16 protein-coding genes are annotated in these 19,554 nt (G+C 73.5%); 8 read left to right on the forward strand and 8 right to left on the reverse strand.

Features of this window, described 5'->3' with window-relative positions:
* Positions 1–216 precede the first annotated feature (216 nt).
* Both ABZV78_RS08055 and ABZV78_RS08060 read left to right on the forward strand, forming a co-directional pair.
* Positions 217–1,359: a sensor histidine kinase gene (locus ABZV78_RS08055; RefSeq protein ID WP_355636448.1), complete on the forward strand. Its 1,143-nt coding sequence runs from the start codon at positions 217–219 to the stop codon at positions 1,357–1,359.
* Positions 1,356–2,012, forward strand: a complete 657-nt coding sequence (locus ABZV78_RS08060; protein WP_355636450.1) for a response regulator transcription factor — start codon at positions 1,356–1,358, stop codon at positions 2,010–2,012. The genes ABZV78_RS08055 and ABZV78_RS08060 overlap by 4 nt, the downstream gene beginning before the upstream one ends.
* Before the next feature lie 11 nt (positions 2,013–2,023).
* Here the strand turns inward: ABZV78_RS08060 and ABZV78_RS08065 are convergent, their stop codons facing one another.
* Positions 2,024–2,680 carry a class I SAM-dependent methyltransferase gene (locus ABZV78_RS08065; RefSeq protein ID WP_355636452.1) on the reverse strand — a complete coding sequence of 219 codons (657 nt, stop codon included), beginning with the start codon at positions 2,678–2,680 and terminating at the stop codon, positions 2,024–2,026.
* 123 nt (positions 2,681–2,803) lie between these two features.
* On the opposite strand from ABZV78_RS08065, the gene ABZV78_RS08070 reads away from it, so the two are divergent.
* Together ABZV78_RS08070 and ABZV78_RS08075 are read left to right on the forward strand one after the other, a co-directional pair.
* A complete protein-coding gene (locus tag ABZV78_RS08070) occupies positions 2,804–4,114 on the forward strand; it encodes an aminotransferase class V-fold PLP-dependent enzyme (protein WP_355636454.1) in 1,311 nt (436 codons plus the stop codon).
* 86 nt (positions 4,115–4,200) lie between these two features.
* Positions 4,201–4,839: a hypothetical protein gene (locus ABZV78_RS08075; RefSeq protein ID WP_355636456.1), complete on the forward strand. Its 639-nt coding sequence runs from the start codon at positions 4,201–4,203 to the stop codon at positions 4,837–4,839.
* Position 4,840: 1 nt separating this feature from the next.
* Here ABZV78_RS08075 and ABZV78_RS08080 read toward each other — a convergent pair whose 3' ends face one another.
* The 5 genes from ABZV78_RS08080 to ABZV78_RS08100 all read right to left on the reverse strand — a co-directional run bounded on the left by ABZV78_RS08080 (position 4,841) and on the right by ABZV78_RS08100 (position 11,820).
* A complete protein-coding gene (locus ABZV78_RS08080; protein WP_355636458.1) occupies positions 4,841–6,004 on the reverse strand; it encodes a glycosyl hydrolase in 1,164 nt (387 codons plus the stop codon).
* 74 nt (positions 6,005–6,078) lie between these two features.
* Positions 6,079–7,209, reverse strand: coding sequence for a glycosyl hydrolase (locus ABZV78_RS08085; RefSeq protein ID WP_355636460.1), 1,131 nt, complete (start codon positions 7,207–7,209; stop codon positions 6,079–6,081).
* Positions 7,209–8,321, reverse strand: a complete 1,113-nt coding sequence (locus ABZV78_RS08090; protein WP_355636462.1) for a glycosyl hydrolase — start codon at positions 8,319–8,321, stop codon at positions 7,209–7,211. The genes ABZV78_RS08085 and ABZV78_RS08090 overlap by 1 nt, the downstream gene beginning before the upstream one ends.
* On the reverse strand, positions 8,318–10,246 hold the full coding sequence (locus ABZV78_RS08095) for a glycosyltransferase family 2 protein (protein WP_355636464.1): 1,929 nt from the start codon (positions 10,244–10,246) through the stop codon (positions 8,318–8,320). Before ABZV78_RS08095 ends, ABZV78_RS08090 begins: the two co-directional genes overlap by 4 nt.
* An 86-nt stretch (positions 10,247–10,332) precedes the next feature.
* A complete protein-coding gene (locus ABZV78_RS08100; RefSeq protein ID WP_355636465.1) occupies positions 10,333–11,820 on the reverse strand; it encodes a glycosyltransferase family 39 protein in 1,488 nt (495 codons plus the stop codon).
* A 268-nt stretch (positions 11,821–12,088) separates the two neighbouring features.
* Here ABZV78_RS08100 and ABZV78_RS08105 point away from each other — a divergent pair, with 268 nt between their 5' ends.
* On the forward strand, positions 12,089–13,264 hold the full coding sequence (locus ABZV78_RS08105; RefSeq protein WP_355636467.1) for a zinc-dependent alcohol dehydrogenase: 1,176 nt from the start codon (positions 12,089–12,091) through the stop codon (positions 13,262–13,264).
* A gap of 10 nt (positions 13,265–13,274) precedes the next feature.
* Here ABZV78_RS08105 and ABZV78_RS08110 read toward each other — a convergent pair whose 3' ends face one another.
* Both ABZV78_RS08110 and ABZV78_RS08115 read right to left on the reverse strand, forming a co-directional pair.
* On the reverse strand, positions 13,275–14,255 hold the full coding sequence (locus ABZV78_RS08110) for a hypothetical protein (RefSeq protein WP_355636469.1): 981 nt from the start codon (positions 14,253–14,255) through the stop codon (positions 13,275–13,277).
* Entirely contained in the window at positions 14,252–15,508 is a 1,257-nt protein-coding gene (locus ABZV78_RS08115) for an MFS transporter (RefSeq protein WP_355636497.1), read from the reverse strand. The genes ABZV78_RS08110 and ABZV78_RS08115 overlap by 4 nt, the downstream gene beginning before the upstream one ends.
* 251 nt (positions 15,509–15,759) lie before the next feature.
* Here ABZV78_RS08115 and ABZV78_RS08120 point away from each other — a divergent pair, with 251 nt between their 5' ends.
* The 3 genes from ABZV78_RS08120 to ABZV78_RS08130 all read left to right on the forward strand — a co-directional run bounded on the left by ABZV78_RS08120 (position 15,760) and on the right by ABZV78_RS08130 (position 19,494).
* Positions 15,760–17,136, forward strand: coding sequence for a DNRLRE domain-containing protein (locus ABZV78_RS08120; RefSeq protein ID WP_355636471.1), 1,377 nt, complete (start codon positions 15,760–15,762; stop codon positions 17,134–17,136).
* A gap of 115 nt (positions 17,137–17,251) precedes the next feature.
* Positions 17,252–17,899 carry a TetR family transcriptional regulator gene (locus tag ABZV78_RS08125; protein ID WP_355636473.1) on the forward strand — a complete coding sequence of 216 codons (648 nt, stop codon included), beginning with the start codon at positions 17,252–17,254 and terminating at the stop codon, positions 17,897–17,899.
* Between the two features lie 8 nt (positions 17,900–17,907).
* The gene (locus ABZV78_RS08130) at positions 17,908–19,494 is read left to right on the forward strand and encodes an MDR family MFS transporter (RefSeq protein WP_355636474.1); all 1,587 of its coding nucleotides are present in this window, start codon (positions 17,908–17,910) and stop codon (positions 19,492–19,494) included.
* The last annotated feature ends 60 nt before the right edge of the window (positions 19,495–19,554 follow it).

Genomic DNA, 19,554 nt, shown 5'->3' on the forward strand with positions numbered 1-19,554 from the left:
CCCTTCGACGGCCTGCGGGAGACGATGGAGCTGTCGCGGCCCGGTGCCACCCGGATCACCACGTCGTCGCGCTGCGACCCTGCCGGAGCCCGCGTCAACCCGCCGTCACCGGCGACCCCCGGGACGTCCCCGCCCCGTGACGCCCCGGGGACGGGACGCCGCTACGACGGCGCGCGGCCCGAGCCGTCGTTGGTGGACCTCCGTACCGTGGGCCGGGTGAGGATCTGGAACCGACTCGCCGGCGCCGCCCCCGACCTCGGGTTCGCCGTCGCGTTCCTGGTCGCGCTCGGAGTGGAGGCCGTCGCCGTCGCGCAGACCTGGGGCGCCGGGTACTGGGTGTTCGGCGGGCTCGCCGCCGTGGTGGTCGGCGTGCTCGCGCTGCTGCGCCGGTGGCACCGGGGCGGGCTGGCCGTCGCCGGGCTCGTCGCCGCGGCGGCGACCGTGCTGGTCGCCCGGCTGGCCCACCTGCCGGCCGAGCCGGGCCCGGCCCTGGCGCTCGCGCTGGCGGTGCTGGTCGGCGCGGCGGTGCGTACCCTGCCGCCGGTGCCGGCGGGCGCGGTGGGCGCCGCCGGCCTCGCCCTCGTGGTGGGCAGCCAGTTCGCCGCCCGCCCCTCCCCCTCCGGGATCTCCTCGGTGGCCGCCCTGGGCGCGCTGGCCTGGCTGGCCGCCGTCGGGGTCGGGCTCTCGCTGCGCCTGGTCGACGTCCGCAACCAGGCCACCGCCGAGAAGGTACGCCAGGACGAGCGGCTGGAGCTGGCCCGCGAGCTGCACGACGTGGTCGCCCACCACATCACCGGCATCGTGGTGCAGGCCCAGGCCGCCCAGCTGGTCGCCGGCCGGCACCCGGAGAAGCTGCCGGCCACCCTCGCCGGGATCGAGCTGGCCGGCTCGGACGCCCTCGCGGCCATGCGTCGGGTGGTCGGGCTGCTGCGCGACACCGGGGACGCGGCGCCCGCCTCGCCCGGCCCGGAGCAGCTCGGCGCCCTGGTCGAGCGGTTCAACCGGCACGGCCCGCCGGTGCGGCTGCACCTGGCCGAACCGCCCGCGGAGTGGCCGCCGGAGGTGACCACCACCGTCCACCGGATCGTCCAGGAGGCACTGACCAACGTGTCCCGGCACGCCCCGCACGCCCGGTCGGTCACGGTCACCGTCGGCCAGGACGCGGACGGGATCTCGGTGGAGGTGGTGGACGACGCGCCGCCGGCCCCCGCCCGGAAGGGCCACCGCGGCGGGTACGGTCTGATCGGCATGCGCGAGCGCGTCCAGACCCTCGGCGGCACGTTGCGGACCGGTCCCCGCGCCGGCGGCGGCTGGTCCGTGCTGGCCACCCTTCCCCTCCCCGCCAGGACGGCACGATGACGATCCGGGTGCTGCTCGCCGACGACCAGGCGATGGTCCGCGGCGGCCTGCGGCTCATTCTGGAGGACCAGCCGGACATCACCGTGGTGGCCGAGGTGTCCGACGGCGTCGACGCCGTGGCCGAGGCCCGGCGACTGCGCCCGGACGTCTGCCTGGTCGACATCCGGATGCCCCGGCTGGACGGCATCGAGGTGACCCGGGCGCTGGCCGGCTCAGGGGTGCCCAACCCGATGCGGGTCATCGTGGTGACCACCTTCGACCTGGACGAGTACGTCTACGGCGCGTTGCGCAACGGGGCGGTCGGCTTCATCCTCAAGGACGCCGGGCCGGCGCTGCTGGTGGAGGCGGTCCGCGCCGCGCACAACGGCGACGCGCTGGTCTCGCCGTCGGTGACCCTTCGGCTGCTCAAGCACGTCACCGCGACCGGCGGGCCGGCCCGCGGCAGGCCGACGCCCCACCTGTCGGAGCGGGAGATCGAGGTGGTCCGGGCGATCGCGCGGGGGCGCACCAACCGGGAGATCGCCGCCGACCTGTTCATCTCGCTGAGCACGGTCAAGAGCCACCTCTCCGGCATCCAGACGAAGCTGGGGCTGCGCAACCGGGTCGAGGTCGCCGCCTGGGCGTGGGAGAACCGCGTGGTGGAGAGCGGCTGACCGGCGCGGGATCAGGCGTCGAATGCCCGGACCGTACGGAGGAGGAAGCCGGCCAGGACGAGCCGCTGGCCGGCGGTGTCCGCGACGACGTCGATTTCCGTGACCTCCGTGCCGGTCCACTCCGGCCCGGCGAAGCCCGCCCGCAGCTCCGGCTCGGTCACGCCCCAGCCGTGGCCCGCCGCCGGCGACACGACCAGCACGAAGACGGTCGCGCCCGGCGCGGCGAGGCCCGGCAGCGACGCGAGATACCGGTCCACGGCGCCGCCGTTCCGGTGGATGCTGTGCAGCAGGCCGGAGTCGAACACCGAGTCGAACGGCGCCGAGGGCAGCGACAGGTCCGTGGCGTCCTGGACCTCGAAGTGCACGGGCAGGCCGGCGCGGGCGGCCTTGGCGCGGGCCAGGTCGATCGCCACGCGGGAGATGTCGACCCCCGTCACCTGGTGGCCACGCCGGGCGAGAGCGATCGCGAGATCGCCGGTGCCGCAGCCGATGTCGAGCACCTTCGGGCCGTTGACCCCGCGGTCGAGCACCTCCGCGAGGGCCGGCTGCGGACCGCCGATGTCCCAGGGCGGTCCGCCCGACTCGGCGGTGTCGCGGTAGACCTCGTCGTAGCCGTGGTCACCGTGGACGGGCTCGTCGCGGTGCGCCTCGGCGTCGCGTGCGCTCACCAGACCCCCTGGAAACCAGCTCGCCGGAACCCGGGCTCGACCAGCACCCTACCTCCCGGAGACCGAATCACCGGTGGCCGGCGCGGTGACCTGACCGTGACGTGGACAGTGGACGATGGGCGGATGCAGCTCACCCGACGGCACCTGCTCGGCGTGACCGCGGCGGCCGGCGTGACCGGCCTGGCCACCGGCTGCGAGCCGGAACGGCGCGAGGCTGCCGGGCCGGCGGCGAGCGACACACCGGCCCTGGACCCGGCGAGCTGGGACAGCGTACGGGCGCAGTTCGCGCTCGACCGCGGCCGCGCGCACCTGGCCACCTTCGTCTTCGCGCCCCACCCCGCCCCGGTGCGCGCCGCCGTGGCCGGGCACCGGGACGGGCTCGACCGGGACGCCATGGGCTACCTGGGCGCCAACGAGGAACGCCTCGACGGCGCGGTGCTCGGGGCGGCGGCCCGCCACCTCGACACCCGCCCCGATCAGATCGCGCTGACCGACTCGACCACCATGGGCCTCGGGCTGGTCTACACCGCGGTGCGGCTGCGGCCCGGCGAGGAGGTGCTCACCACCGAGCACGACTTCTACGCCACCCACGAGTCGTTGCGGCTGCGGGCCGAGCGGGACGGGGTGACCGTCCGCCGGGTGCGCCTCTACCGGGACCCGGCGGTGACCACCGTCGACGAGATGGTCGGCAACCTCGCGGCGGCGGTCTCCGCCCGCACCCGGGTGGTCGCACTGACCTGGGTGCACTCCAGCACCGGCGTGAAGCTGCCGGTCCGGCAGCTCGCCGAGGCGGTCCGGGCGCGCAGCCCCGAGGCGCTGGTCTGCGTCGACGGGGTGCACGGCTTCGGCGCCGACGCGGCCACCCCGGAGCAGCTCGGCTGCGACGTGCTGGTCTCGGGCTGCCACAAGTGGCTGCTCGGGCCCCGGGGCACCGGGCTGGTCTGGGGCAGCGCCCGGGCGTGGAGCCGGATGACGCCGGTGATTCCCACCTTCGACCGGCGCAGCATCGGCCGCTGGCTGTTCGCCGGCACGGGCGGGCAGCCGACGCCGCCGGGGCCGGCGCACACGCCGGGCGGCTACCACAGCTTCGAGCACCGGTGGGCGCTCGCCGACGCCTTCGAGTTCCACCACCGGATCGGCCCGGCCCGGGTCGCCGCGCGGGTCCGGGACCTGGCCGACCGGCTCAAGGAGGGCCTGGCCGGCATCCGGGGGATCCGGCTGGTCACCCCGCGCGCGGCCGAGCTCTCCGCCGGGGTGGTCTGCTGCCACGTGCCCGACATCCCGCTGAGTGAGGCGGTGGGCCGGCTGTACGCCGCGAACGTGATCGCCAGCAGCACCCCGTACAACCCTTCCTACCTGCGGCTCGGTGCGACCATCGCGAACAGCGAGGCGGACGTCGACGCCGCGGTGCAGGCGGTGCGCGGCCTGGTGTGAGCCCGGTCCCCCGCGGCCCGCAGGTGTGCCGTCGCCCTTTCGGGGAATGGCACGCCGGCGGACCGGCGACGGGTGACGGAGGTCAGGTGGGCAACGGGAGGCAGGATCCGGGCGAGCCGCGGGCGGGGACCACCGATCCCCGGCGCGCGGCGGCGGAGGGCGACCGGCGCCAGCCAGCCGGCGTGCACCACAGCGCCCCGACGATGTCCGATCCCGACGTGGTCCTCCAGGTCCCTCACCTGCGGATGGACGACGTCTGCGTCGAGGGCGACGACCTGGACGCCCACCTGTCGCTGCGCGCCCGGCTGGGCAGCCTGCTCCAGCTGGACGTCGGAATGCAGGCCCGGCTGGGCACGGTCCGGATCGACCTCCGGGGCATGACGACGGAGGCGTTGCTGGAGGTCCGGCTCGACGAGCTGAACGGGATCCTCGACCGGGCCCTGAGCACCGTCGACCGCAACCCCCAGATCATCGAGGCGGTGGTCGGGACCGTCGACACCACGGTCGACCAGGAGGGCCGGACCGTGCAGCAGGCGCTCGGCCCGCCGGGGTCGCCGTCCCGGACGCTCCAGGAGGCGGCCGACGCCGCGGGCGGGGCGACCGGCCCCCCGGGGCGTACGGCCTGGCGGCGGATGAGGAAGCTCGCCGGGGGCGGCCGCCCGCTGCGGCGGGTCGTGGCGCGGCTGCTTCCCCGCTCCGGACGCCAGGCCGGGTGCGACGGATGACCTACTCCTCCAGGTCGGTGCGCGGAAGCAGGTCGGGCGACCAGCGGACGTCGAAGCGCGGGGCGGCGACCGAGTCGGCGAAGGCGGCCGAGGCGGCGGGCGAGCCGGCGATCCGCCAGTCCAGTTCCTTGTCCACCTCGAACCAGATGAGACCGATGACCTCTCGGTGCTTCGGCAGCGTCCGGAAGGTCTCCCGGATCCACTCCGCCTTGCGCCCGCCGACGTCGGAGGCGCCGGTCTCGGTGACGACCAGCGGCCGCCGGCTGAAGGTGCGGATCTCCGCGATGGTGGGGCCGAAGATGGCGTCGAAGGACCAGTACTCCGACCAGGCCCCGGTGCCGTAGTAACCGGTGGTGCCCACCCAGTCGACGTAGTCGTCGCCGGGGTAGAGCTGGGCGAGGTTCGCGGTCGTCTTGCTCCACCGGGCGTTCGGGCTCCACACCCAGATCACGTTGGTGGCCCCGGCCCGCTCGAAGAGGTCGTGCACGTGCCGCCACGCCTCGACGTAGTCGCCGGGCCGGTTGCCGTTGACCTTCTCGCACCACGGGTACCAGTCGCCGTTCATCTCGTGGGCGAACCGGATGGCGACCGGGTAGCCGAGGGACTTCACGCCCGCGGCCCAGGAGCGCAGATAGCTGTCGAAGTCGCCGTCCGCGATGCGCGACAGCCGGTAGCGCGGCTGGGTGGACCGGAGCCGGTCGATCTGACGGACGGTCAGCTTCTCCTGCTTCCGGGCCGCCTGGTCCACGTGGTGGTCCCAGGGTTCCCAGCCCAGCATGGGCAGCATGCCGCGGTCCTTGATCCGGTCGAAGAGCACCCGGTCGAACGTGCCGGACTCCCAGCCCACGCCGAACAGCAGCACCTGGGGCTGGCGCTTCGCCGCCGCGGCGAAGCGGTCCACCGCGGTGAAGTCGTACGGCCCCTTCTCGGTCATCACGCCGAAGAAGGTCCTGCCGGCCGGCGGGAAGAGTCCCGCGGCCAGTTGGAGTGCGGGGCCGTCGGCACCAGCCGGCACCACCGCGCCCGATTCGGCTTTCGTCGGCGGGCCGGACGCCGCGCCCGTCCCGCCCCCGCTCGGGGAGACCGGCGCCGGGGCGAAGGCGTAGGCCAGCAGCAGCGCGGCGATCACCACCATGAGGACCCGCGGCCTGGTCAGCCGTACCACGTCACAACCTTCTCCACCGCACCCGCTCGAACCTCGAACCAGCACATACCGATTTCACCGTTATGTCCGAAAGCCTAGTCCTCCAGCTTCGTGCGCGGGAGCATGTCGGAGGACCAGGTGAACTGGTAGCGAGGGTCGGCGACCGCCGTGGCGAAGGCCTGCGCCACGGCCGGCGAACTGACGATGCGCCAGTCCAGCTCCTTGTCCACCTCGAACCAGATGAGACCGAGGATGTCCGGGTAACGCGGCAGCGCTCGGAATGCCTCCGTGATCCATTCGGCCTTGCGCCCCGTGGCGTCGGAGGCACCGGTCTCGGTGACGACCAACGGTTTCCTGCTGAACGCGCGGATCTCGGTGATGGTGGAACCGAAGATCTCGTCGAAGGACCGGTAGTCCAAATGGAACCCGATGCCGTAGTAGCCCGAGAGGCCGACCCAGTCGACGTAGTCATCGCCCGGATAGAACCCGGAGAGCGTCGGCGTCGAGTCGTTCCATCGGGCATTCGGGCTCCACACCCAGGTCACGTTGGTGGCCCCGGCCGCCCGGAAAACCTCGTGCACGTGGCGCCACGCACGGACGTACTCCCCCGGCCGGTTGCCGTTGCTCGCCTCGGACCACGGATACCAGTCACCGTTCATCTCGTGCGCGAACCGGATGGCCACCGGGTAGCCGAGCGACCGGATCCCTTCCGCCCAGGACCGCAGATAGGGGTCGAAGTCCCCACCCGCGATGCGGGACAACCGGTAGGTGGGCTGGTTCGACCGAATCTGATCGATCTCCCGGACCGGCAGACCCTTCCTGCGGGCCGCTTCGTCCACCGTGTTGTCCCAGGGTTCCCAGGCCAGCAGCGGCAGCATGCCGCGGCTGCTGATCCGGTCGAACTGCGTCCGGTCGAACCTGTCGGACCCCCACCACGAGCTGAACATCATCACCTGCGGCCGATACTTCGCGGCCGCCGCGAACGTGTCCGCCGCCGCGAAGTCCCGCGGGCCCTTCTCGGTCATCACGCCGATGAACGCCTTGCCGGCCGGCGGGAAGAGTTCCACAGCGGGCCGGGGCGGCGCGGCCCGGTCGGCATTCGCAAGCCGGTCGGACCGTCCGTCCTCCCGGCCCCCGAACATGGTGGCCGGCGCCATGGCGACCGCGTAGGTCAACAGCGGCGCGCCGATCAGCACCATCAGGACCCGCGGAACGGTCACCCTCATCACTCCTCCAGCTTCGTGCGCGGGAGCATGTCCGGCGACCAGGTGACCTGGTAGCGAGGTGCGGCGACCGCCCGGGCGAAGGCCGTGGCCACGGTCGGGGGACTCACGATCCGCCAGTCGAGTTCCTTGTTCACCTCGAACCAGATCAGCCCGATGATGAACGGGTAGCTGGGCAGGGTCTCGAAGGCCTCCTTGATCCATTCCGCCTTGCGCCCGATGTGGTCGGAGGCACCGGTCTCGGTGACGACCATCGGCTTCCTGCTGAAGGCGCGGATCTCGGTGATGGTCTTCTTGAAGACCTCGTCGAAGGAGAGGTACGGCGCGAAGTCGTACTTGCCGTAGTAACCCGTGACGCCCACCCAGTCCACGTAGTCGTCGCCCGGGTAGTAGGTGGAGATCGCGGGGGTCAGTTCGGTGTATCTGACGTTCGCGCTCCACACCCAGGTGACGTTCGTGGCCCCGGCCGCCCGGAACACGTCGTGCACGTGGCGCCAGGCCTTCACGTAGTCACCCGGCTGGTTGCCGTTGACCAGCTCGCACCACGGGTACCAGTAGCCGTTCATCTCATGGGCGAAGCGGATGGCCACCGGGTAGCCGAGTGACTTGATCCCTTCCGCCCAGGACCGCACGTAGGTGTCGAACTCTCCGCCCGCTATCCGGGACAACCGGTAGCTGGGTTGAGCCGACCGGACCCGGTCGATCTCCTCGGCGGTCAGCTTCTGCTGCCGGGCCCGCTCATCCAACCGGTAGTCCCAGGGTTCCCAGCCCAGCATCGGCATCATGCCGCGGTCGCGGATCCGGTCGAAGAGCGCCCGGTCGAACGTGGCGGACGCCCACCCCTCGCTGAAGAGCATGACCTGCGGCCGGTGCTGGGCGGCCGCCGTGAACTGGTCCACCGGCGCGAAGTCGTGGGGCCCCTTGTCGGTCATGACACCGATGAACGTCTTCCCCGCCGGCGGGAAGGGTCCTCGAGGTCGGGGCGCCTTCGCCTCAGCCGTCACCGCCCCGCCCCGGCGCTCGGCGCTGGTGGTGGGAGCCACGGCGAAGGCATAGGTCAGCAGCAGCGCGCCGGTCAACACCATCATGATCCGCGGAAAGGTCAGTCGCATCATCGCAGAACCTCCTCAGCCGCGACCCCGGCCGCCTCGTCCAGCGCGCCCCGCCGTGACCTGGGCGGATGGACCTCCTCGGTCTCCGTGCGAGCGGGGGCGAGCACGACCACCTCGTCGTCCTGCTGGCCGCGGGCCCGCACGTTCGACACGAGCGCGATCAGTGGCGGACCGAGACCGGTCAGGAGGGTCAGGACGGGCCACACCCGCAGCAGGGGTGAGCTGTTGTCCAGCACGAAGCTCGCGCCGAGCAGACCGGCGGAGACGCCCGCCCAGCAGAGGTGCAGCCGGAACGTGCGGAACGACTCGATGGTGCGCAGCCTCCCCTTGGCCGTCACCACGAACCCGAGTTTGCGGCGCAGCAGCGCGGTGAACCCGGCGGCCACGTAGATGGGCCCGGCGAACAACGCCAGCGCCATGCCGACCAGGCCGATCTCTTCCCGTTCGTGCGGGGCGATGTTGAAGCGACGGAGCCAGAGCCACAGCACGAACCAGGTGCCGAAGGTCGAGCCCCAGAGCACCGACCACACGCCGACGTCGAGCTGCGCCGAACCGACCCCGGTGAGCAGGTACATCGCGGTGGCGAGGTTGCCCAGCAGCAGGCTGACCGCGACGCTCGGGTAGTAGAACTGGAGCAGGCGGTACTGCCAGCGGCGCCGGGACGGCAGCTCGCGCGGTGCGCGCAGCTCGGGCCGGACGAGGATCTCGCAGATCCCGGCCGCCCAGCGCTTCTGCTGGTTGAAGTAGTCCGCCCAGGAGGTCGGGCCCTCGCCGAGGGCCACCACGTCGGGCGTGTAGACGCCCTTCCACTTGTTGCCCGTCTCCGGATTGGTCGCGGCGTGGATGCGGATGCTGGTGAGGTGGTCCTCGATGATGGAGTCCTGGTAGCCGCCGATGGTCCGCCAGGCCGCGGGCCGGTAGAGGTGGCCGGTGCCGGTGAGCAGCGGCGCGTCCAGCCCGTTGCCGCCGCGGGCGATGAGGCCGTTGTAGAGGTACTGCTGCACCGAGGCGCCGTGCGCGACGAAGTTCTGGTGCATGTTGCCGTACACCTGGGGGGTCACCACGAAGGCGACGTCCGGGTCGCGGAAGTAGCCGAGGGTGCGTTCGAGGAAGTTGGGCAGCGGCACGTGGTCGGGGTCGACGTTGGCCACCACGTCGTACCGGTCCTCGTGCTCGGCCCGCCAGGCGTTGTGGTTGCCGGATTTGGTCCGGGCCCGGAACTCCCCGCCGGGCTGGTTGTACTCCGGCCGGCCCTTGCGGCTGAAGTGGTGGACGCCGAGCCGCGCGGCCATCTCCTTGACCGCCGGGTCGTCGCCCTCGTCGAGGATCCAGACGTCGACCCGTCCGCAGTAGACGATCTCCCGCAGCCGCCGCAGGGTCCGCTCCGCCACGTCGAGCGGCTCCTTGCTGGGCACGATCGTGGTGAGCAGGGCCACCCGGAGGCCGACCGGCGGGTCGACCGGCACCGGGTCCCGGGCGCGGAACGCGAACACCCACACCACCACGTTCTGCGCCAGGCGGATCAACTCGACGCCGACGACCACGCAGAAGCCCAGCCGGGCCGCGATCGTCTCCCACCCGCCGGGCCCGACCACGCCGGGGCCCGGCACGTGCTGGGGCAGCAGCAGCCAGCCGACGAACAGCAGCCCGGCCGCGCTGTTGACCAGCACGAGCAGGGTCAGCACCAGCCGCGCCGCCGGCGAGGCGACGTGCCGGAACTCCACCGCCGCGTCCGGACGCCGCGGCGCGACCAGCGGCCCGGCGGTGGCGCCGCACTTGGCGTACGCGAGGCGGGCCCGGATGTTCAGCTGGCGGCGGTCCGGACCCCGGCGGGCGGGTGGTTCGGGCGGGGCGGCACCGGGTGGTCGGTGGCCCGGAGACCCCGGTGTGCTGGCGCGGGACAGGCGTGTATCGGCGGCGACGGCCACGTTTCCCCCATGGTTGACTCAGACTCGCCACGAACCCGTCAGTGGCCGAGCCTTATCCGGCAGTAACTACAGAAGGTGCGAAAGACCTAGGCGGATGCTCCGCGCTCGTTCACCAGCAGCGCCACCGTGAACCCGGCCGGTCGCCAGACCTGCGCCACGTGGTACGCCGTCCGGAGCATCCGCTCCGTCGGGCCGTCGCCGGGCGGCAGCGGATCCGTCCGCTCGCCGGGGTGGATCACCCACAGCCGCCGGACTTCGCCGAGGCACCCGGCGCAACCGTGCGGCGGCGCCGCGGCGAGCACGTCCGTCGGTCGGCGGTCCCCGGGGACGTAGCGCGCCACCAGGGTCCGGGCGCCCGGGTCCCCGTAGAGCACGCCGTCGCCGCGTTGCCGCAGGCCGTCGAGGATCGCCGCGACCCGGCGGGTGTCCTGCCCGTGCCCGTCGGGCGTCCGCAGGGCCGCGTGTGCCGGCGCGCCGGCCAGGGCGATCGCCACCAGCCCGGCCACCGCCCAGCGGGCGCGCATCCGGGACAGGGCGGCCGCGCCCAGCGTCGCCCAGGCCGGCAGCGTGAAGAGCAGGCTCCGCGGGGACCAGACCGGCGCGGCCTGCGCGAGGAGCAGCAGCCCGAGCGGCGGCACCAGCGCCCACGCGGTGCAGACCGACGCGGCGTAGCGGAGCGGAAGGCTGAACAGGGCCAGGCCGAGCAGCACCGCGCCGAGCGCGGCGACGCCGAACAGCTCCCGGGGCGCCGCCGCCAGGGCGGCCAGGTCGGGCCGCGCGCCGGACGCGAGGTGCCCGCCGTCGCGTACCCCGAACCAGAGCAGCGCGGCGGCGGGGAGCGCGCCCAGAACCGCGGCGGCCAGCCAGCGCCCGGCCATCCCGCGCCGGAAGGCGAGCACGACCCAGCCGTGGCCCACGAGCAGCAGCAGCGCCACTGCGTGGCAGAGGCCCAGGAGGACCACGGCGCCGGCGTACGGGGCGAGGCGACGCAGGCTCGGCCGGTCGAGGGCGGGCAGCAGGAACCAGGTGGCGAGCACCGCGGCGAAGAGGGCCAGCGCATACGGCTGGGCCTCCTGCGCGTACCGGGTCGAAGCCGGCAGCACCGCGAAGAGCGCGCCGGCCAGCACGCCCGTGCCCGGCGCGAAGATCCGTCCGGCCAGCGCGCCGACGAGCGCGGCGGCCGCGACCATCGCCAGCAGGGACGGTACGCGCAGGGTGAGGTCGGCCGCGCCGAACAGTTCCGCCCAGCCGCGCATCAGCAGGTGGTACGGCGCGAGCGTGACCTCGCCGACGGTCAGCCCGGCCCAGACGTCCCGCCAGGAGGACGTGGCGACGCGCCAGGTGGCCAACTCCTCGGTCCGCAGCCCTGGAGCCCCGGCCCCGACGAGGCCGAGCGCGCCCATCAGCAGCGCCGGCACCAGCCACGCGGCGAGCCGCCATCGGGGGGTGGCGGTCGCGGGGCGAGGCGGGGCGGCCCGGCGCCGCCGGGGCGGGCGGTCCTCGCCCCAGGGATCCTCGACGTCGACCTCCGCCGGCTCGAGCCGGGGCAGGACCATGGTGTCCGCGTCCATCATCGTGACTCACGCATCCCTGTGGGTGCCGGTGACCGAGGCCCAGCCGCCCGGGAAGGCGACGCCAGGGAGGCGTGCTCACGGCGGTGCGACCGCGCGACGCGGGCGACACCGGAAGCCCCGGGTCGAGGACTGGATGACACCGTGGAGCCTAATGAGCCACGCCCGACATAACTCTCATAGCCGACGAAAAGGACGAGCCGGTACCCCGGACGGGGGAGGCCGCCCAGGCCGGGCGGATCCCGCACCTTCCTGAGGCACGATGTCGAGGGTGAAGGCGCTGGTCTGGCGTGGCGTGGACGACCTCGCCGTGACCGTGGTGCCGGACCCGCAGCTGCGCAACGAGCAGGACATGATCGTCCGGGTACGCAAGAGCGTCACCTGCGGCTCCGACCTGCACCTGATCGGCGGCGACCTCCCGTTCACGGCCCGCGGCGACGTGCTCGGGCACGAGTTCCTCGGCGAGGTGGTCGAGATCGGGCCACAGGTGCGCCGGCACCGGGTGGGCGACCGGGTGGTGGTCTGCTCCGCCGTCTCCTGCGGCCGGTGCTGGCACTGCCGGCGGCAGCAGTTCTCGCTGTGCGACAACGGCAACCCCCAACCGGCCCTCGCCGAGCACGCGCCGGGTTTCGTCCTCGGCGGCTGCTACGGCCAGGCCCACGCCGGCGGCGGGTTCGCCGGCAGCCACGCCGAGTACGTGCGGATCCCGTACGCCGACCAGGGCGCCTTCCCGGTGCCGGACGGGGTGGCCGACGAACGGGCGCTGTTCGCCTCCGACGCCGCCCCGACCGGCTGGATGGGCGCCGATCTCGGTGGCGTCCGGCCCGGCGACGTGGTGGCGGTGTGGGGCGCCGGCGCCGTCGGCCAACTGGCGGCGCGAGCCGCCGTGCTGCTGGGCGCCGAGCGGGTCGTCGTGATCGACCGCCTCGCCGACCGGCTCCGGATGGCCGAGCGGCACCTCGGCGTGGAGACCCTCGACTACGAGACCCAGGACGTCGGCGGGGAACTGCGGGAGCGCAGCGGCGGGCGGGGCCCGGACGTGTGCGTCGAGGCGGCCGGCACGGCGCCGCGCGGCGGCGGCCCCCGGTTCCGGTACTACCGCCTCAAGCGACAACTGCGGCTGGAGTCGGAACCGCCCGTCGCCGCCCGCGAGGCCGTCCGCCACTGCCGCAAGGGCGGCAGCGTCTTCCTGCTCGGGGCGTCCGCCGGTCTCGTGGACAGGTTCCCGCTCGGGGCCGTGCTGGACAAGGGCCTCACCCTGCGCGGCGCCCACCAGCACGGCCACCGGTACATCCCGATGCTGCTGGAGCGGATGGCCCGTGACGAGCTGGTCACCGAGCATCTCGCCACCCACACGATGCCGCTCGACGAGGCGCCGGCCGGCTACGACCTGTTCCGGAACCGGCTCGACGGCTGCGTCCGCGCCGTCTTCGAGCCCGTCCCGTGACCGCCGGCGGTCAGGTCAGCGGCGACGGGGACTCGGCGCCGGGCACCAGCAGCCGGGGCCGGCCGGTCCCGTCGGCCGGCACCGCCCACACGTCCGGGTGGCCGTCGTCCCCGCGCAGCGTGTAGGCCAGGGTCCCGTCGTCCAGCCACGCCGCCTGATCGTCCACACTGGCCGGCTCGGCGGTCGCCCGCACCCGCATGGTGTCCAGGTCGAGCACCGACAGCCGCCAGCCCTTGGCCGGGTCGGCGTCGATCGCCTGCTTGAACGCGATCCGCCGGCCGTCCGGGGACAGCGACGGGCACTCGACGTTCTCCTTGAGCGTCGTCACGGCGCGGGCGGCGACGTCGCCCCGGACGAGATACCGCTTCCCGCCGGTGGACATGGTCGCGTAGAAGACGGTGTCGTCGGCGGCGAAGGTTACGCCCCAGAAGTTGACGTCGGCGTTGCGGTAGGGCCGGCCGTCGCGGGTCACCGCGAAATCCTCAAGCGACATCACGGTGGCGCCGGTGCGGGTGTCGAGAATGCCGGTGCGGGTGGAGAAACCGCTGGCCGTGTAGGAGTCGCCGCCGACGAACGTCGTCCAGGAGACCATCCGGCCGGAGGCGGAGACCCGGGCCCGGTTGGGCAGGCCGGGGATGCGGAAGGCACGGGTTCGGCGCAGCGCCCGGTCGAGCACCACGACCTGGTACGACCAGGCGTTCTCCGGCGCGAGGCAGACGCCGGTGCCGGCCGCGGCGTACACCCGCAGGCACTCCACGGTCGAGACGGCCCGCGTCCCGGCCGGGTCGGCCAGGGCGACCGCGGCGACGTGCCGGTCGGTGATCGTGAGCAGCCGGGGTCCCGCGTCCAGGGTGACCGTCGCCGCCCCGACCGCGGCCGGCGGCGGGGCCGGTTCGGCGGCGACGGCGGCGTAGCCGGCCGCCACCGCGCCCAGCAGCACGGCCGAGCCGGCCGCCACCGCCACCTTCACGCGGGTCGACATCGCGGTCATCGGGACACCCTCCGGAGGACGGGACGGGAGACGGGGACCAGCAGGAGCACCGTGCCGGCCAGGACACCGGCGACGGCCACGGCCGCGATCACGATGGCGACCTGCGGCCCCCACGCCTGCCAGGCCAGTCCGAACAGGACCGAGGAGACCAGGTACGCCAGCGCCTGCCCGGTCTGCACCAGGGCGATGCCGGTGGTGCGCAGCCGCGGCGGGAGCAGCGGCCCGGCCAGCGCGATGAGCACGCCGTCGGTGGCCGCGTAGAAGAGGCCGTAGAGCGCGAGCGCCAGGGCGAGCAGCGGCCAGCCGCCGACCGGGCCGGCGAGCAGCAGGTAGGTGGCGCCGAGCGCGACGTAGCCACCGAGCACCACCGGAAGCCGGCCGATCCGGTCGGCCAGCAGGCCGAGCGGGGCCGCGAGCACCAGGTACGCGAGGCTGGTGCCGACCGCGAGCAGCGGGAACCACACGAGTTCCACGTGCTCCCGGCGCTGGAGCAGCAGGTAGACGAAGCCGTCGCCGATGGTGGCCAGCCCGAGCAGCAGCGCGGCCAGCACCAGGCGGCGGACCGGCCGCCGGCGCAGCAGGTCGAGCACCTCGCGGACGGAGACCGTCGCCTCGGCGGGCCCGTCCGGCGCCGCCCCGGCCGGGCGCTCCCGGACGAACAGCACGAACACCACGACGGCCAGGGCGGCGACGCAGAAGCTGGCCACGAAGACCGCGTCGTAGCTGCCGCCCACCGCCGCCAGGACGGCGATCGCGACCAGCGGGCCGAGGAACGCCCCGACGCTGTCCATCGTCCGGTGCACGCCGAACGCCCGGCCCAGCGACTCCGGCGGGGTGGAGAGCGTGATCAGGGCGTCGCGCGGCGCGCTGCGTACGCCCTTGCCGAGCCGGTCGACCGCGACGACCGCGCCGATGGCGGGCACCGAACGGCCGGCGAGCAGCAGGCCGAGCTTGGCGACGGCGGAGAGCGCGTACCCCAGCCCGGCGACCAGTTTGCGGCGGCGGAACCGGTCGGCGACGAAGCCGCCGACCACCCGCAACAGCGCGGTGGCGCCGGTGTGGACGCCGTCGACGACCCCGAAGGCGACCGGGCTCAGTTGCAGCCCGAGCACCAGGTAGAGCGGCAGCACGGCGGTGACCATCTCGGCGGAGACGTCGGTGATGAGGCTGACCGTGCCGAGGGCGACGACGTTGCCGCTGACCACGGCCAGCCGGCGGCCGCGCCGACCCGCCGGATCGGGCGGGTCGGTCACCGGTCGCGAGACGGTCGAGAGATACACCGGCGTCTCCTTCGGACGGCACCTGACGGTCAGCCATCGTGCGGCCTCGCCGGACCGGCCACAACGGACCGGACGTGCCGGTTGGGCGTGCGGCCGGTGAACTCCGTGGCAACAGCGAGGCGTTCGCCTGGTGCGACCGACCGTTCACCCGGGCGTCGCCGGCCGGCCCATCGACGCTCCTACATTCCATCCGCTCCCTACCCACCCCACAGAAGGGTTCCCGGATGGGCATTCGACTCCCCCGGCCGCCGGCGCCGATCGGCGCGGTCGCGGTGCTGGTCGCCGCCAGCGCGGCGGTCGTGGTGACCGGCGCGAGCCCGGCGGCGGCGGCCACCGTCACCGTGACGCCGGTCGCCGACACCTACGTGCAGAGCGACACCACCGGCACCAACTACGGCACCGCGACGCAGATCGTGGTGGACAACTCCCCCGTCCGCCGGATGTTCCTGCGCTTCACGGTGAGCGGGCTCAGCGGCACGGTCACCGCCGCCAAGCTGCGGCTGCGCACGATCAGCGGCAACAGCGGCAGCAACGCCGGCGGCACGTTCAAGGCGATGTCCAACACGACCTGGTCGGAGACCGGCACCACCTGGAACAACCAGCCGGCCATCGACGGCGCCACGCTCGGCACGATCGGCGCCGTGGGCAGCGACGGCTGGTACGAGGTCGACGTGACCTCCCGGGTCACCGGCAACGGCACGTACAGTTTCGGCGCGACCTCGACCAGCAGCGACGGCGCGTACTACGACTCGCGCGAGAGCGGCGCCGACGCGCCGCAACTGGTGCTGACCACCGGGACCACGGCGCCGCCCTCCGGCGACCCGGTCCTGGTCGGCGCCGGCGACATCGCCAACTCCGGCTCCGGCGACAGCGCCACCGCGGCGCTGCTGGACGGCATCTCCGGCACGGTCTTCACCACCGGCGACAACGTCTACGACAACGGCACGGCCGCGGAGTTCAACAGCTGGTACGAGCCCACCTGGGGCCGGCACAAGGCACGCACCCGCCCGTCCCCGGGCAACCACGACTACAACACCTCGGGCGCGACGCCGTACTACAGCTACTTCGGCGCCCAGGCCGGCCCGAGCGGCCGCGGCTACTACTCCTACGACCTGGGCAACTGGCACATCGTGTCGCTGAACTCCAACATCAGCATGTCCGCCGGGTCGGCGCAGGAGCAGTGGCTGCGGGCCGACCTGACGGCCAGCACGAAGCCCTGCACCCTGGCCTACTGGCACCACCCGCTGTTCACGTCGAGCTCCAACCACGCGCCGTCGACCTCGACGCGCCCGCTCTACCAGGCCCTGTACGACCACAACGCCGACGTGGTGGTGTGGGGCCACAACCACGTCTACGAGCGGTTCGGGCCGATGAACCCGAACGGTGGCTACGACGCCGCCCGGGGCCTGCGCAGCTTCGTCGCCGGGATGGGCGGCGCCAGCCACTACAGCTTCGGCACCATCCAGCCCAACAGCGAGGCGCGCAACGCCTCGGCGTACGGCCTGCTGAAGTTCACCCTGCACGCGAGCGGCTACGACTGGCAGTTCGTGCCGGTCGCCGGGCAGTCGTACAACGACAGCGGCAGCGGCGCCTGCCACTGACCGTACTCCGCTCGACCCGGGCCGGCCGTGGCGTCGCCATGGCCGGCCTGTCGGCCAGATCACTTCAGGGCGCGAAACTTTGCACAGCCTGCAAGATCGGTTGTAGGATCGCCCGGTGACCCCGGACAGCCTTCCCGCCGACGGCCTGCGCGACCGCAAGAAGCGGCGGACCCGCACGGCGCTGGCCACCGCGGCGCTGCGCCTGGTGGCCGAGAACGGCCTGGACCAGGTGACCGTCGAGGAGATCAGCGCCGCGGCCGACGTCTCCTCCCGGACCTTCTTCAACTACTTCCCGAGCAAGGACGACGCGCTCATCGGCGACCAGGCGGCGCTGAACGCCCGGGTCGTGGCACGCCTCGCCGAGGCGCCCCCGGAGGTGCCCGCCCTCGCGGCCATCCGCGCGGCGCTCGCCGAGGTGATCGAGGAGTTCCAGGAGGACCGCGAGCTGTGGTTGCTCCGGATGGACGTGGTCATGCGGAATCCCGCCCTGCTGCCGCGCCTGGTCGCCGCGGGCGTCGAGGCGGAGCGGTCGATGACCGAGGTCGTCGCCGCCCGGGTGGGCGTGCCCGCGGACCACGGGTTCCCGGCCCTGCTCACCACCGTCACCGGCGCCGCGTTCCGCACCGCCGCGCTCCGCTGGGCCGCCACCGCGGGCGCCCGGCCCCTCGCCGACCTGGTCGACGAGGCGTTCGACACCCTCGCCGCCGGCCTGCCGGATCCCGGCCCGGCGGCGAAGCCCCACCCGTCCCGCACCCCGAGTTGAGGAACAGCATGTCCGTATCCGCCGCGCCCGCCGACGCCGCCGAGGTCGGCCCGGCCCGCATGTCCCGCCGCGAAGTGCTCCAGGCCCTCTCCGGCCTCATGGTCGGCATGTTCGTGTCGATCCTCGCCTCCACGGTGGTCGCCAACGCGCTGCCGCGCATCATCGCCGACCTGAACGGCAGCCAGACCGTCTACACCTGGATCGTCACCACCGAGCTGCTGGCCATGACGGCGACCGTGCCGCTCTGGGGCAAGCTGGCCGACCTCTACAGCAAGAAGCTGCTCATCCAGTCGTCGCTGGGCCTGTTCGTGATCGGCTCGCTGATCGCCGGCCTCACCCCGAACGTCGAGGTGCTGCTGCTCAGCCGGATCGTGCAGGGCGTCGGCGCCGGTGGCATGACCGCGCTGGCCACCATCGTGATGGCCGCCATGATCCCGCCACGCGAACTCGGCCGGTACGCGGGCATCTTCGGCGCCGTCTTCGGCGTCGGCACCATCGCCGGGCCGCTGATCGGCGGGGTCCTGGTCGACACCTCCTGGCTCGGCTGGCGCTGGTGCTTCCTGATCGGCGTCCCGTTCACCCTCCTGTCGATCTTCCTGCTCCAGCGGACGCTGCACCTGCCGGTCGTCCGCCGGGAGGTGCGGATCGACTGGCTCGGCGCCGCCCTCATCACGACGGGTGTCTCGCTGCTGCTGGTCTGGTCGTCGCTGGCCGGGCAGAAGTTCGCCTGGGCGTCCGGCTGGACGGCGCTGATGGTCGCCGGCGGCGTCGCGGTGCTGGCCGTGGCGGTGTTCGTCGAGTCCCGGGCCGCCGAGCCGATCGTCCCGCTGGACATCTTCCGCAACCGGACCGTCTCGCTGGCCACCGTGGCCAGCGTCCTGGTCGGCGTGGCGATGTTCGGCGGCACCGTGTTCCTGTCGCAGTACTTCCAGGTCTCCCTGGGCAAGTCGCCGACCGTGGCCGGTCTCATGAGCCTGCCGATGATCTTCGGGCTGCTGGTCTCCTCGACCGTGGCCGGCCAGCTCATCACCAGGTACGGCCGCTGGAAGATCTTCCTGGTCGCCGGCGGCGCCGTCATGACGGCCGGGATGCTGCTGCTCGGCACCATCGGCGCCGGCACCAGCGTCGTCGTCCTCTCGGTCTACATGGCGGTGCTCGGCGTCGGCGTCGGCATGCTGATGCAGAACCTGGTGCTGGCGGCCCAGAACGACGTGCCCGCACACGAGCTCGGCGCGGCCACCTCCGTGCTGACGTTCTTCCGCAGCATGGGCGGCGCCATCGGGGTCAGCGCCCTCGGCGCCGTCCTGGCCAACCGGGTCACCGACCTGATGACCGAACGGCTCGGCCCGGCCGCGGCCGGTGGCGGCTCCTCCGCCGCCGTGCCGGACCTCTCCGCGCTGCCCGAGCCGGTGCTGCGCATCGTGCAGGACGTCTACGGCAGCGCCACGGCCGAGCTGTTCCTGGTCGGCGCGCCGCTGGCCCTGCTCGCGATGGTCGTGGTCCTCTTCATCAAGGAGAAGCCGCTGCACACGCTCAGCGGCGACGAGCGGCGGGCGCAGGAGGAGGCCGCACAGGCCGCCGGCGTCACCCACTGACGAGCGGTCCGGACGGGTCCGCGCAGCCACCGGTTCCGGGGCAGCGCGGACCCGCTCCGG

Source organism: Micromonospora sp. NPDC004540, assembly GCF_040610095.1.
In the GTDB taxonomy this organism is placed as follows: domain Bacteria; phylum Actinomycetota; class Actinomycetes; order Mycobacteriales; family Micromonosporaceae; genus Micromonospora.